The 14,206-nt window shown below is 63.0% G+C and carries 9 protein-coding genes and 4 pseudogenes; 6 read left to right on the top strand and 7 right to left on the bottom strand.

From position 1 onward, the window contains the following. The first annotated feature begins 160 nt into the window (after positions 1 to 160). Complete coding sequence (locus tag FU792_RS14585) at positions 161 to 1,594, top strand: hypothetical protein (RefSeq protein WP_149814866.1); 1,434 nt, start codon at positions 161 to 163, stop codon at positions 1,592 to 1,594. A 94-nt stretch (positions 1,595 to 1,688) separates the two neighbouring features. Further along, positions 1,689 to 3,095, top strand: a complete 1,407-nt coding sequence (locus tag FU792_RS14580) for an MATE family efflux transporter (protein ID WP_161600276.1) — start codon at positions 1,689 to 1,691, stop codon at positions 3,093 to 3,095. 377 nt (positions 3,096 to 3,472) lie between these two features. Here the strand turns inward: FU792_RS14580 and FU792_RS14575 are convergent, their stop codons facing one another. The 7 genes and pseudogenes from FU792_RS14575 to FU792_RS19505 form a co-directional block, all read right to left on the bottom strand. Next, complete coding sequence (locus FU792_RS14575; protein WP_161600275.1) at positions 3,473 to 5,236, bottom strand: hypothetical protein; 1,764 nt, start codon at positions 5,234 to 5,236, stop codon at positions 3,473 to 3,475. Positions 5,237 to 5,490: 254 nt separating this feature from the next. Continuing rightward, complete coding sequence (locus FU792_RS17410) at positions 5,491 to 5,679, bottom strand: hypothetical protein (RefSeq protein WP_022925708.1); 189 nt, start codon at positions 5,677 to 5,679, stop codon at positions 5,491 to 5,493. Positions 5,680 to 5,730: 51 nt separating this feature from the next. Further along, the gene (locus FU792_RS17405) at positions 5,731 to 6,552 is read right to left on the bottom strand and encodes an integrase core domain-containing protein (RefSeq protein WP_237740052.1); all 822 of its coding nucleotides are present in this window, start codon (positions 6,550 to 6,552) and stop codon (positions 5,731 to 5,733) included. 237 nt (positions 6,553 to 6,789) lie between these two features. Continuing rightward, a complete protein-coding gene (locus tag FU792_RS14560; RefSeq protein WP_237740051.1) occupies positions 6,790 to 7,017 on the bottom strand; it encodes a helix-turn-helix domain-containing protein in 228 nt (75 codons plus the stop codon). Positions 7,018 to 7,195: 178 nt separating this feature from the next. Continuing rightward, positions 7,196 to 7,360 (bottom strand): annotated as a pseudogene (locus FU792_RS19395) (transposase); the annotation flags it as partial. A 132-nt stretch (positions 7,361 to 7,492) separates the two neighbouring features. Then, positions 7,493 to 7,667, bottom strand: a pseudogene (locus FU792_RS19510) (IS3 family transposase); the annotation flags it as partial. 42 nt (positions 7,668 to 7,709) lie between these two features. Then, positions 7,710 to 7,856 (bottom strand): annotated as a pseudogene (locus tag FU792_RS19505) (transposase); the annotation flags it as partial. A 1,023-nt stretch (positions 7,857 to 8,879) separates the two neighbouring features. Here FU792_RS19505 and FU792_RS14550 point away from each other — a divergent pair. The 4 genes and pseudogenes from FU792_RS14550 to FU792_RS14535 all read left to right on the top strand — a co-directional run. Continuing rightward, complete coding sequence (locus FU792_RS14550) at positions 8,880 to 9,266, top strand: hypothetical protein (protein ID WP_149814863.1); 387 nt, start codon at positions 8,880 to 8,882, stop codon at positions 9,264 to 9,266. A 189-nt stretch (positions 9,267 to 9,455) separates the two neighbouring features. Then, positions 9,456 to 10,883: a hypothetical protein gene (locus tag FU792_RS14545; protein ID WP_149814862.1), complete on the top strand. Its 1,428-nt coding sequence runs from the start codon at positions 9,456 to 9,458 to the stop codon at positions 10,881 to 10,883. A gap of 26 nt (positions 10,884 to 10,909) precedes the next feature. Continuing rightward, positions 10,910 to 13,426: a PKD domain-containing protein gene (locus FU792_RS14540; RefSeq protein ID WP_149814861.1), complete on the top strand. Its 2,517-nt coding sequence runs from the start codon at positions 10,910 to 10,912 to the stop codon at positions 13,424 to 13,426. A gap of 193 nt (positions 13,427 to 13,619) precedes the next feature. Then, positions 13,620 to 14,204, top strand: a pseudogene (locus FU792_RS14535) (helix-turn-helix domain-containing protein); the annotation flags it as partial. Positions 14,205 to 14,206: the final 2 nt, after the last annotated feature.

Raw genomic sequence — 14,206 nt, 5'->3', positions numbered from 1 at the left:
TCGCTTATCATAAATCGTCAAACTGCATGTCGTCCATCCCGGTGGACACTACGGCGGCCCGAACCAACAGGGGAGATTATCTGTGGCACAAGAACTGGGTCCGTCTTCGCGCGGCATGCTCCTAGGCGCCGCGCTGCGGCGCGGCCTTATTCTCACGATCGTGCTGGCCGTCGTGGGCGCAGCGCTCGGCTTTGTGGGAGGAACCCTTCGTGCCGACAGCGTGACGGCAAGGACTGCGGTACTCATTGCTCCCCTCGAGGGTAACCCGTTCTCTCCTGATGGCTCGGGTGAGGACTTGATGAACCTGCTCACCGAGGCAGAGTTGGTCTCCTCTGATGCTGTGGCGCGATTAAGTGCCGAGAAGTTGGGCGTGGCGATTGCGTCCGAGGAGTTGCTGGCGGGCCTTTCGGTGACGGTGCCGCCTAACACGCAAATCCTGGAGTTCGAGTACACCGCGACTGACGGGGATATGGCGGTTCGGCGGGCGGACGCCTTCTCCGAGGCGTATCTCGACTACCGCCGAGCACGGTCGGAGGGACGAAGCAATGAGCTGACTGAACGGATCGAGGCGCAGATCGAACAGCGCGTTCAGGAGGTTGACCGGCTGTTTCGCGACCTAGATGAAGCACCCATACCCTCGCAGGAGCGCACTTTGTTACAAGGGCAAATTGACTCGGTGTCTACCCAGATTGGCCAACTTCGCACGACTTTGAGCGAGATGGGTATGGGATCCTCTGATCCTGGCCAAGTCATTACCCCGGCTGCTATCTCCTCCTCGGGGTTCCTCAACAGTCGCGCGCTTTACAGCCTTGGAGGTTTGATTCTTGGGCTCATCGCAGGGCTTGTTTTAGCGGTGCTCCGCTCTGAGCGCAACGCCAGTATTCAGGGTGTCGATGACATCGAAGCGGCCAGCCTTCCTTTGCTCGGGCAGGTCCGCTTCAGTGACCTAGGCGTCGGGCCTACCCGGGGTGAGTCCTCAGCCTCGACGTTCGGCAGCAGTTGGCGGCAGCTGCGGGTGTCACTATTGACCCAGTTTCGGAAGCGTCCGCTGACTATCTTGCTCGCGAGCGCCAGCGACATCCCGGAGTCGCAATGCCCGCTCAGCAGTTGGGGAATGGCTGAGGCCACGGCGAGTGGCACGCTGGACACGATTCTGGTGGACGCATCCGGTGGCCTCCCGCAGGGTGGGACAGACAGCCACCCTGGGTTGACGGAGGTGCTTCGGGGTCAGATCGAACTGAGCGAAGCCCTGGTGAGGGCAGGGGACCACTTGCGGGTACTTCCGGCTGGCATGGCCAAAGAGGACATCGAGGATCTGCTCTTTTCGCCCTCAACTTCGAAACTGATCGATGAAGTGAAGCGTCTTGCCGATGTGGTCCTCATCGTCGCAGGCCCAATTCGGGGTTCACGGGCTCGGGTCATCACCACGATGGTTGACGTGGTGATCGTCGAGGCTGCTGGTGGTGTGACAGGCATGCAGGAACTGGCCAACATGTCCACGCAGGCTGTGGAGCCTGCGGAGCTCGGCGGCGTCATCTATGTGGACGGACCGCGCCGACTGCTGGCCCGGTCGGTGCCCTATGCCCGGTCCTGACGACGCCAGTGAAGACGAGGAAGCGGCAGCAGCTAGCACCGACAAGCACTTGACGCGAGTCGCCCGAGGAGGGGCGATCGGGTTGGTGGGAGCGATGGTCTCTGCCGCCGCAGGATTCTTGTTGGTCTTGGTGGTCACTCGGCTGTATGAGACCGAAGTCGCGGGTGTCTTCTTCTCGGCCACGTCGATGTTCCTGATCCTGCTGGCCGCCACCACCTTGGGAACCGACGCTGGCCTGGGTCGGTTTCTCCTTCGCTATGAGAAGCAAGGCAACGGAGCAGAGGTGCCGCTGGTCATCCGTGCGGCGCTACGACCAGTGCTCGCTGCCAGCGTGCTCGCTGCAGTAGTGCTCTTGGCTTCGGCCGATTCGCTCGCGCAGGTACTGGGGCTCGATGACAGTGGTGGCGCTGTGCTGCGTGCGCTAGCGCTCGTGCTGCCTGTTGCGGCGCTGAACGACTTCTACCTTTCCGGGACGCGGGCGTTCGGCCGGATGCGTACGACGGCGATCGTGGACAAGATGTTCCGGACCGGAGCGCAGCCAGTCCTCGCTGCAGTCGCCTATCTGGTGTCCGGAACGCTGCTGGCTCTCGTGGTGAGCTGGGCGATTCCCTACGTCTTGGCCGGCGTTTGGTCGTACCTCTTGTTCCGGAAATTCACCCGCGAGCGCTGTATCCTCCCAGAGGGATCGCCCTCCCAGAACTACCGTTTGGTGCGCAGAGAGTTTTGGGTATTCACCTGGCCGCGAGGCATTGCACGCCTGGCGCAGATCGGTATCCAACGTGCCGACATCATCATCATTGCGGCTCTGATGTCGCCGGGGGATGCGGCCATATACACGGCGGCCACCCGGTTCGTGGCCCTTGGCCAGTTCGGTACGCAGGCGATCGGCCAAGTACTACAGCCGAGGTTCACGGTCCTGCTCACGCAAGGGGAGCGAATCGCCCTCCGCGACGTCTACAAGACGTCGACGGCGTGGAGCATCGCACTATCTTGGCCGATCTACATCATCGTGGGTTGTGCTCCGATGATCTACTTGGCGCTGTTCGGGGAAGACTACGGCGGATCAAACGTGAACCTCGTGGTCGTGCTCATGGCCGTTGCGATGATGGTGGCGGTTTTCTCCGGCCCAGTCGATACACTGCTGTTGATGTCGGGGCGCAGCTCCACCAGCCTGATCAACGCCCTGATTGCACTGGGGGTCAATATCGCCCTGTGCTTCTTCTTGGTGCCCTTGTGGGGCCTACCCGGGGCGTCTTTGGCGTGGGGGCTAGCGGTCAGCATCAGGTGCATGCTGGCCTACTTCCAAGTGCGTCGGCAGTTGGCGATTACCCCAGTCGGTCCGCAGGTTGGGTTGGCCGCTGGTGCCAGTCTCATGGCATTCGGGGTTCCGCTTCTGCTGCTTACAGTCTTCAACGTCATGGAACCGGTCAACTTCCTGATGGCATCCGCTATGGGAGGTGTCGTCTATACAGCGCTGCTCTGGACCCTCCGACGCCTCTGAAATTGAACATCGTCCTCCAGGCGGCCCGCAGGAAGGACAGCCACTAGGCCGACAGGTGTCGACAGGAGAACGAATCAGCGATGTCGTCGGCGCGAGACGCCTGGCCACCTCGCCACGTGGGGTCAGTACACTCAGGATCGCGAATATCACAAAGCCCACCATGGCCCCGGAGACGATGAACACGTTTGCTTGCGCGCTCACCTGTTGTGTGGGATGCACCCGGACTAACTCGCCCGCTTCGATGCTCGCCAGTGAAACCCGACGAATGGCCTCCTGCAGTCCCCGCTGCCGTTCCAGGAGAGAACCTGTCCTGGGTGTTGGGGCAGAGCCAGTGGGGCGTGAGGCGGCTTCGGCATCGATTTCGTCGAGATCGCTCTCTAGGCCGGCGAGGACCTGTTGACGTCGCTGTTGCAAATAGTCGCTTCGCGAGTCCAGATAGGCGGCGGACAGCAACTCCAACATTTCCTGAGCCTGCCCAGCCGTGTCCTCGCGCACCTGAATGGTGAGAACAGAAGTATTCGGTGGCGCCGTGACTTGGATGCGATCACGCAGATCGTGTAGATCTGCCGGGGTATCGGTATCGGGAAGCCGTTCCAATGCTTGTTGCGAGAACACCAGCGCGGCCTCAGTGTCGATGGTGATCGGGTCGGCGATCCTCTGATCGTCACCCTCGGTGTGGCCAGGTACCGGGGCGTCGGGGCCAGTAGAATGTCGGCGCTTGCGCTGAAGCGGGTCGGTTGACTAGCCGCCGTTGCGAGCCCCGCCGTGCCCCCAACGATGGTGGCGACCAGGATTGCCGGAAGGCAGCGATGCACCCGGTGCAGCACACGTTCCAGCGTGTGACTGCTGAGGGAGGATGAGCTGACGCTGAGGTTGTGTCGGCGCTCGCGCCACGCCAAGCCGATCGTCGCCATCACGGTGTAAAGAGGCACGCCGATTGTGTCATAGACGAAGAGCTGCAACCCGAAAAACGTCAGTAGAAACAAGCACAATGCGTCGGCGAGCGACCTACATCGCCAGACCCAAGAGAGCACCGTGAGAAAGAAGGCCGAGAACAACGCAAGGCCCACAAAGCCCTGCGAGAGGATCACCGTCCACAGTTGACCTTGCGTCCCCAGCGGAGGCACCCCGCAGGCAGGGCAGTCCGGAGTGGAGCCTCCAGCGATTGATGCGAAGCTACCCTGCACGTCGCGGGTGCTTCCGAAGCCCGCAAGTGGTGAGCCCAGTGCCGTACTCTCTATCGTGGCGACCAGGAGTTGCGAGCGTCTCTCGTTGCTGTGCTGGTACTCGAAGCGTTCCTGCACTAAAGAACTGAGGGGGCTCAACAGAAGCGCAACCATGACGGCGGCGCCGACCACGACCGTGGCTGCGATGACGGTTGGCCGACCGGTCCGCAATTGGAGGGCGATGAGTATGACTGCCCCGATAGCCAGCGAGAACCACAGGCCACGGTTCAACGAATAGACGATGGGCACCGCTGCCGCAGCAAGCACCACGGGTGCCAGCACCCGCTGCCAGGTGCGCCCAAATTTGAACCATGACACGAGGAAGAATGGAAGAGTCAGTGACATGACGCTGCCCCAGGTGTTGGCATACGCAAAGGGCATCGTAGGTCGCGGTTCCGGATCACCCAGCACGCTCTGCACGTCTGCCACGTCGAGATGCACGAGCGAGGACACGTAAGAGTTGTTCGCCAGGGATCCTGGGAGCATCATCTCTAGAGGGGAGGCCAGGCTAATTTCCGGCCAGGTCATACCGATCAGCCCACCGACGGTCGTGAAGATGAACAGGAAGCCGAAGAGATGGCTGTACCGCCGGACGCTGAGGGAGCGTCGGTCAATGTTGACCACCCATAGCAGAACGATGGAAGATGAGACGTACATGCTGGCTCGGAGCCCGAAAACGAGGAGACGACCCGTATCGGCACCACCGGGAACAGCTCCCGGGGCATCCGCTGAAAGCAGGAAGACTCCGCCAGCCATCCAGACCAAGAACAGCATCCACCAGCCAAAACCGCGGGGCATCTCGATCCGCTGGCTCTGGAAGAGTTGCCACGCCATCGGCACCGCGACCATCAGTGGCACGAAGTACGCGAGCCCGAGAACCCACCATATCGGGTAACCGAGCAACACAACGCTCAAGGGCCAGTGATTCAGACGCGGGTTCGGCTCCTGGTGCTGGACGACGTCAGGGAGGATCGCAACCGACGGCACGGTCCCACATCCCCTCTGCACTCGTTGGTGGCCCCATTCCGTCGTCAGCCCTCCACAGGCGGCCCCCCGATCGGCGTCGGGATAGCGGCGGAGATGTCGAACACCGGGTGCTGCTCTCAGCCTCAGAGGCTACAGGAGCCGTGCCGAGAGACTATTACCATGTGGGGGTTGAACAACGGGTTCTAGTCCAGGAACGCCCGGAGCGTGGGCAGCGTCGTCTTCGTCGCGGCCTTGTTGCCCTCGAAGGCGTGCACCATCAGCGGGAACCCGTTCGCATCACTGAGCAGGCCAAGGACCTCGCACCGGCGCAGCCCGCCCAGCAGCATCGCGGTCACTATCGCCCGGTCCCGGCGCGTGCGCAGCGCGCCCATCAGCGCGTTCCCCTCAGCCGGGGACAGGATCGTCGGTGAATCTGTCCCGTGTCAAGGTTCTGGCAGGTTTTCGGCCTCGGGAAAGTTGGGTGTGCCGGGGTCGGCCAGGCCCAGGTGCACCTCGCGGGGCCGGTTCCATGAGGGCGCTTCGTGGGGTCGGATCGTGTTGAACTCGGACCGGAAGGTCTCGCTGTGAGCGACGAGGTCGTGGATGTTGTCGATCTGCTCGCGGTAGAGCCGTTCGTACTTCAAGGACTGGAAGGCCCGCTCCCGGACGCCGTTCTGCCCTGGGGTCCTGACTCGGGTGCGGACGTGGTCCAACTCCGGGGTGGCCTCGATGAACGCGGCGAACCTGGCCGAGATGAACGCGGCGAACCTGGCCGACCGGAACGGGCCGCCGTTGTCGGTCACCAAAGTGATGGGCACGACTTCCCCGGTTACCGGGTCGGCGAGGTGTTCCAGCAGGTCCACACCGTCGGGCAGAAGGCTCGCAGTCTCGGTCAGGGCGAGCTGGACCGCGGCGATCGCGTCGTGCTGGTTCGCGGTCGGTGACCAGTGCCACCCGAACTCGTACTTCGACCAGTAGTCCGCGATCCCCGCGACCCGCCAGGTCCCGCCGGAGGTGGTCTCGTACTCGGAGAAGTCGAACTGCCAGACCATGTTCGGCCCGGTCGGCACCTGCGCGAACGCGGCCCTGCGGGCCTGGGCCAGCTGGCGTCGTTCCCGCTGGTAGTCGGCCTTGAGCAGCAGCCCGGCGTCGTCGAGGATCCGCGCGGTGGTCGACATCGACACCCGGTGTCCCGAGTGCCGGGCCATCGCCCAGACCTTCCGGTGGCCCCACGCGGCGTGCCTGCCCGCCAGGGCGGTGATCACCTCCCGCGATGCCTGCCGTGCCGGCTGCGGCCACGGGCCCTTGGCCAGGCGCCCGGCGCGGGCGTGGGCCTGCCAACGGCGGTAAGTCCGTTCGGGGATGCCGATCAGCTGGCAGAACCTCGTGGCGGCATCCCCGCGTCGGTGCGGATTACCTCGAGGTCCTCGAAGGGCCCAGCCGGCCCTCAGCGCTCTTCTTCCAGACCCGGGCCTCATGATGGGCCTCCCCCAGGGCAGTGGTCAGCTCGGTGACCTCGGCCTACAGTTGCTGCTCCCGGGTCGTGGGCCCGGTCCGGCCGAGGCCAGCGCGGTCCTTCCCGCTTCGAGGAACTCGGCCTTCCACCGGCCGATCGACTGCTCGGACACCTTCTCCTTGCGCGCCGCCTCCGCGATAGAGACCTCGCCCGCCAACACGCTGAGCACGATCCTGGTCTTGCGCTCTGCCGGGATCACAGGTGCTCTACCCATGGTCCATCTCCTCCCTGGTCACGCCGATCATGCCCTCATAACCGGTCTGCCAAGAAGTTTGAGACGCGACAATCCGACGCTGCCTCAAACGCTACGTCTGCCGAGCGGTCTTTCGTGAACTCCAGACCTGCATCGCTTGACACCAGGCATAGAAGCGTCATTTTCCCGGCAACTTGGCTTGGGACAGGTAGGCCGCGGCCCGGCGCAGGACCTCGTTCTCCTGCTCCAGCAGCCGCACTCTCCTCTTCAGCTCCCGGTTCTAGGCGTTCTCCGCGGCGCTCGGACCCGGCTTCACACCGTCCTCGACGTCATCGCGGAACTCTCGGGGGTAAGGCTTAGGCACAGTCCACATCCTTCCAGCAGCACCTCCCGGCACCACAGATCAGATGTCACCTATCCGTGCAGCAGTCCCCACGCCCTCCGCACCCCCGAGGGTGGGGAACAGCACAGTGGGGCCAAATGGACTTGTCATTGTCATGCCGGCGTCCTTCAGCACGGTGCAGATCGGCTCGACCCCGAACCCGTCGCGGTGCTGGTCGATGTAGTCGACCCGCACCGCGGTGGGCACCTCTACCTGATCTTGCGGTCGAGCTCCGCAGCCGCGAAAAAGCCGCGGACGTCTTCAGGATCTCGTTCGCCCGGCGCAGCTCGCGCACCTCACGCTCGAGCTCGACCAGCCGCTGCGCGTCATCGGTGGTGGTGCCGGCCCGGACACCGCCGTCGATCTCGGCCTGCCTGACCCAGTTACGCAACGCCTCGGGGTGCACCCCCAGTTGATCGGCGATCCGTTTGATCGCTCCTCGGGCACTCTCAGGGTCCTTCCGGGCCTCTATCGCCATCCTCGTCGCGCGCTGCTGCAACTCGACGCTGTACTTCCTCGGTGCTGCCATGGTGTTCATCATCCTTCCCAGGAATGAGAGCCTCCACCAGACCCGGGGCGATTCACACAGCACCAGCGTGGCGGGGCCGAGGTTGACCTGGGCCGCGCATGCCGCGGCCAGCTGCTCCCGGAACCCGATCGCCGAGTACAGCCGCAGCCGGCGGGTGATCGTGCGGTGCGAGGCCGGGGGAAGGCCTGCTTGGGCGATCACGCGAGGAGCGTCCGCCTTGGAGGTGGGCTCGATGATCCGCGCCAGCACCAGCTGGCGGAATACCTCATCCTCGACGGCGGCGTCGAAGCCGAGCGCGTCGTACGCCGTCGACAGTGAGTCCCATAGGTGGCCCATCCGTGAGGACGTGACGTGCAGCGACCCACCGGCCGCCGGGGGCGGTTGGATCCCCAGGTCCAGCTCGCCCTGCCCCGCGAGCAACTTCGGCCGGCTCGCGGCCTTGGCTCGACCTCCACGTCCGTGGCGGCCGAGCCCAGCTGCTCTATCCGCCTCGAGCCCCCCGTCGACCACACGATCTGCACGGCCGTCCTGCCCAAGGCCCTCTTCACCGTCCGGACGTAAGCCACCCAGCCACCCTAGTGACCCGATCAGTACACAACTTCCGCTCCACCGGGGGCCGAACCAGTAGGCCAGCGACCCGCTCAGCCCCCGAACCTCACGATGTGGCCGAAGTCAGGTCAGAGACTACGGGCGGCGTGCTGAGAAAATTTTACCATTGGGGGGTTGAACAAGAGGGTTCTAGGCCATACACTCCACCTGGGCGTCTTGTAACCTCTCACAGCTTCCGCTCTTGACCTTCGGAGATCACTTACCATGAAGCGAGTTCTTGTGTCCGGCTCGGCCATACTCATGCTGGCCGGGTGCGTTGCGGCCCCAGCTGACGTGAGCAATTCGAGAGATGCGGCGCGCCCGTCTGCATCGGCCGATTCGCCAGGCGAATCCTCAGAAAGTGGTCCGCCTATAGACGACAGTGTGGAGGTCGAGGGCGGTGACGCCGCTGAGACTAGCGCGCCACCCACCGGCGACGATGATGTCTCGGACGACCCCTCGGCCACCGAAGTCAGCACCACACCTGATGTGTCGGGTGAGGTTGACGAAGTTGATCAGGCCGCGATGCGGCAATGCAATTTGAGCGAGGACGATATCGCCTACGTGCAGCGAGATTGGGAGCGAGTCGTAGGGTCCATCGGCCGTGGCGACCACTCAGAGTTCACAAGCGCGTTCGTCGGTCGGTTGGATTCGCTCAAGGACGAGAGCGAGGGTTGCCCTGCCGAAGATGGACTGTCATTATTCATCTCGCATGCCAAACTGTTGGATAATGCTGCCAGCGAACCGATGAGTGGTAATGAGTTGTTGTAGGCAGGCTGCCGCCAGTGGTAACGAATGGCTGGACGAACTAGGTATCACGCCTGACAAGTTGGCTGCGGGTTGATCCGAGTGGTATACAGTTTTATTTCCACCGGCGGCAAAAAATTGCAAAAGCCAGTCCAGCGACCGCGCCTGCGTGATGCGAGGCCGGGCCCGAACGTTTCCTTGAAGGGGGCAGGTGTGGTCCGCAACCACGGATCTCTTCTGATGTCGATCATATTGGGCTGCATGGTGCTCCTGACAGGTGCTCCTACGGCTGCCCAAGCCAGTGTTCAGCCAGCCGGACAGCTGGTCAGCGACAATCCAGCGGGCTGGACACCGCACGTGCTGAATGGGCGCGTCTACCAGGTGGCTGAGGTAGGAGACACGGTCGTATTGGGGGGCAGCTTCAACAGCGCTCGAAACGAGGGCAATTCTGCGACGGTAGCTCGGGCAAATTTGCTGGCGTTTAACACGTCCACGGGGCAAATCAGTACAAGCTTTATTCCGAATCCTAACGGTGCGGTGCGAGCTCTTATCCCAGCCAGCGATGGCGAGTCCGTATACATCGGGGGGAGTTTTAGCCAAGTTGCTGGACAGCCGGTAAGCAACCTGGCACGAATCCGGGTGTCCGACGGTTCGCTGGTTGCTGGGTTTGACCCCGGTGAGGTTACAGGCATGGTCAGAGATCTGCGGTTGGCGAATGGTCGGCTGTGGCTGGGTGGCAGTTTTACCCATGTTGGCGGTAACCCGCAGCCCGCTCTGGCTACCGTTGACGAGCAGACTGGTGCATTCGACCCGTACATGAGTTTGCCGATCGATGGCCTGCATAACGGCGGTTTCACCGGAGTCAGCAAGATGGACGTTAATCCCGATGGGACCCGGCTAGTTGCCGTTGGCAACTTCGATACGCTTGCCGGGCAGAAGAACCACCAGGTGTTCATGCTGGACACGTCTGGAACCTCCGCAGCGCAGGCGGATTTTCAGACCGCTTTCTACGAGGCCCCCTGCTCGCGTTCGTTCGACTCTTACATGCGCGATCTGGATTTCTCCCCTGACGGATCCTTCTTTGTGGTATCCACGACCGGTGCCTATGGCGGAAGCAACGGCCCCTGCGACACGACCGCTCGATTCGACACAGGAGCCACAGGCACGGGCGTCGCTCCATCCTGGGTCGACTATACCGGCGGAGACACCACATACGCGGTTGAGATCACCGATTCCGCCGTGTATGTGGGGGGCCACCAGCGTTGGCAGAACAACCCGTTCGCAGGTGACCGGGCGGGTCAGGGCGCCGTCTCACGGCCGGGCATCGCTGCCCTGGATCCGGCTAACGGCCTGCCGTTCTCCTGGAACCCGACCCGTACCCGTGGGGTCGGTGTCTTTGACTTCCTCGCTACGGAGCAGGGTTTGTGGGTGGCCTCGGACACGGACCGGATCGGCGACTGGGAGTACCACGGTCGGATCGCGCTGATGCCGACGGGCGGAACGCAGTTGCCGCCAATCGCTGCGCCAGCGATCCCCAACGACGTCTACTTGGCTGGCGGTGCAGGGAAGCGACACTTACCACGCGCCACTACAATCATGGAGAAATTGGCGAGTCAGAAGGGGCCCCGAACGGCGACCTAGATTGGGACAAGGCTCGCGGCACGTTCATGATCAACGGGGAGGTCTACTCTGCTTGGTCTGACGGCAGCTTCACCCGACAGACATTCGACGGTAGCCAATTCGGCACACCTGATCCAGTGGACACGGCAGACGAGCTCGTCGTCCTTCGTGATTGGCGCAACGACATCTCGCGAGCCACCGGAATGTTCTTCGACAATGGCCGCGTCTACTTCACCCTAAGCGGTTCCAATCAGCTGTTCTACCGCTACCTGACCACTGAAAGCGGCATTGTCGGTGCCAAGCGTTTTGTGGCCAGCAATAGCGTGGCCGGGATCAACTTCGACGATGTGCGAGGCATGTTTGCGACGAGTGACGATCTGTACTGGGCGACCTCGAACGGCGCGCTGCACCGGATCGACTTGGCGACCGGAGCTCAAGCCTCGAACCCGGTTCCCGGTACCGCCGAGACGGTCTCTGGGCCGAACCTCGATGGCAAAAACTGGGCTGGCCGCGACATGTTCCTCTTCCAAGACGCCGACGGAAATGCTGCACCACAGCCACCGGTCGCTAGTTTTACTAATGACTGCGCGAGTCTGACGTGTAACTTCGATGCGTCTGCCTCCGTGGCCGAGGGATCCACCATCACCGCGTACGAATGGGACTTCGGTGACGGCGCCACTGGCGCTGGCGAGGCGCCCACTCACGAATATGCTGCCGACGACACTTATAGCGTTACCTTGACGATCACCACAGATGCAGGAGACCAGGACACCGCTACTGGACAGGTCGAGGTGGAGCGTGTAAACGAGGTTCCGGTGGCGGCGTTCGCGAGTGTTTGTGATGAGTTGGTGTGTTCGTTCGATGCGTCGGGGTCTACCGACGACGGTGAGATTGTTTCTTATGCGTGGGACTTTGGTGATGGTGGTGTTGATGCTGGTGAGACGGTCACGCATACCTACTCCGAGGCTGGCGAATTCACCGTTGAGTTGACGGTGACCGATGCCGAGGGAGAAACCGGTAGCGCGACCCAGGCCGCGTATGCCGTGACTTCGGGCGTCGATTTCGTCGCTGGGGGTAGCACTAATGGAAATCGTGTCCAGCACACTGTGCAAGTTCCCGGGGAGGTGGAGGCCGGTGATCTTCTGTTGCTGTTCTTTACCGCGAACACCGACTCTGTGACTGTGGCTGGGCCGTCGGGCTGGACCGAGGAAGAGTCTCGTGCCAGTGGGAACATGTCCGCTCAGCTGTGGTCGCGTCCCGCGACTGCCGGTGATGCTGGTTCGACGGTGGTGGTTAATACGTCCGGGTGGGCCAAGTCCGACCTGAGTATTGTTGCCTACCGTGGACAGGGTGGGCAGGCCCAAGTCACCAGCACGGTGAGTGAGATCTCTAACGTCAGTAATTCGCACGCCACGCCAGATGTGGATGCTCTCCAGGGTGGTTCGTGGTTGGTGAGTTACTGGGGGGGCAAGTCAGGATCGCTGACGGAATGGGCCCTTCCGGCCGGCCAGGTGGAGCGTACCGGCTCGGTTGGTACCGGGGGTGGTCACGTGACGGCTGCGCTTGCCGATAGCGGTGGAGCGATTGCAGTTGGCGCGACTGGCGGTGTGGTTGCGGAAGCCGATGCTAACGCACGAGCCGCGCTGTTCTCGATCCTCGTCACCACCCAAGCCGCTGCTCCCCCGCAGAACGAGGTTCCGGTGGCGGCGTTCGCGAGTGTTTGTGATGAGTTGGTGTGTTCGTTCGATGCGTCGGGGTCTACCGACGACGGTGAGATTGTTTCTTATGCGTGGGACTTTGGTGATGGTGGTGTTGATGCTGGTGAGACGGTCACGCATACCTACTCCGAGGCTGGCGAATTCACCGTTGAGTTGACGGTGACCGATGCCGAGGGAGAAACCGGTAGCGCGACCCAGGCCGCGTATGCCGTGACTTCGGGCGTCGATTTCGTCGCTGGGGGTAGCACTAATGGAAATCGTGTCCAGCACACTGTGCAAGTTCCCGGGGAGGTGGAGGCCGGTGATCTTCTGTTGCTGTTCTTTACCGCGAACACCGACTCTGTGACTGTGGCTGGGCCGTCGGGCTGGACCGAGGAAGAGTCTCGTGCCAGTGGGAACATGTCCGCTCAGCTGTGGTCGCGTCCCGCGACTGCCGGTGATGCTGGTTCGACGGTGGTGGTTAATACGTCCGGGTGGGCCAAGTCCGACCTGAGTATTGTTGCCTACCGTGGACAGGGTGGGCAGGCCCAAGTCACCAGCACGGTGAGTGAGATCTCTAACGTCAGTAATTCGCACGCCACGCCAGATGTGGATGCTCTCCAGGGTGGTTCGTGGTTGGTGAGTTACTGGGGGGGCAAGTCAGGATCGCTGACGGAATGGGCCCTTCCGGCCGGCCAGGTGGAGCGTACCGGCTCGGTTGGTACCGGGGGTGGTCACGTGACGGCTGCGCTTGCCGATAGCGGTGGAGCGATTGCAGTTGGCGCGACTGGCGGTGTGGTTGCGGAAGCCGATGCTAACGCACGAGCCGCGCTGTTCTCGATCCTCGTCACCACCCAAGCCGAGTGACGGCATCACAGTGCCGTTCCGGCGCGAGGCCCAACGGCTGAGATGCAGAGACTGACGTCACCGGGGCTAGTTGTACTGACCGGACAGGTTGGTCGAGTCGGTGTGAGGACACGGTGTGAGGTGACGTGACGGGAGGACCCTCTCGAGGTTGAGTGGAACTGCTGAAGGTTCACTCGACAGGAAGGTCCTCCCGATGTCCCACGCTAACGCAGCCCTGACTCCGCGGCACCGCCTGAAGGTCGCTCGACTCGTCGTCGAGGACGGGTACCCGATCCCTGATGTCGCGGCCCGGTTCCAGTGCTCATGGCCCACGGTGGAGCGGTGGGTGGCCGGGTGCCTCGCCGGCGACCGGGAGATGCTGGACCGCTCCTCACGACCGGCCACGATGCCGACCAGGACATCGGCCCCGGTGACCAAGCGGTTGATCAGTCTGCGGCTGCGGGAGGGCCCGGTCCAGCTGGCGGCACGGTGCGGTGTCGCGCCCTCGACCGCCCACCAGATCCTGCGCCGGTGCCGGGTGAACAGGCTGACCTACGTGGACCGGGCCACCGGGGAGGTGGTGCGCCGCTACGAGCACCCCCTGGGTCGATGATCCACGTCGACGTCAAGAAGCTGGGCAATATCCCGGACGGTGGTGGGGCGCTACCTCGGGCGTTCCCAGGGCGACAAGGACCGCGCTGGCACCCCGCGCAAGTCCAGGAACGACTACCACAGCCCCAAGATGGGCCACGCCTTCGTCCACACCGTCATCGACGACTACTCCCGCGTCGGGTATGCCGG

Source organism: Serinicoccus marinus DSM 15273 (genome assembly GCF_008386315.1).
Classification (GTDB): Bacteria; Actinomycetota; Actinomycetes; order Actinomycetales; family Dermatophilaceae; genus Ornithinicoccus; species Ornithinicoccus marinus.
This window is presented reverse-complemented; position numbering and strand designations above follow the sequence as displayed.

What these genes read in the sequence shown, in the direction of transcription:
- FU792_RS14580 (WP_161600276.1), top strand. Translation starts at nt 1,689, where the DNA reads ATGGTCTCTGCCGCCGCAGGATTCTTGTTGGTCTTGGTGGTCACTCGG.
- FU792_RS17410 (WP_022925708.1), bottom strand. Translation starts at nt 5,679, where the DNA reads ATGGGCGCGCTGCGCACGCGCCGGGACCGGGCGATAGTGACCGCGATG.
- FU792_RS14560 (WP_237740051.1), bottom strand. Translation starts at nt 7,017, where the DNA reads ATGGGTAGAGCACCTGTGATCCCGGCAGAGCGCAAGACCAGGATCGTG.
- FU792_RS14540 (WP_149814861.1), top strand. Translation starts at nt 10,910, where the DNA reads ATGATCAACGGGGAGGTCTACTCTGCTTGGTCTGACGGCAGCTTCACC.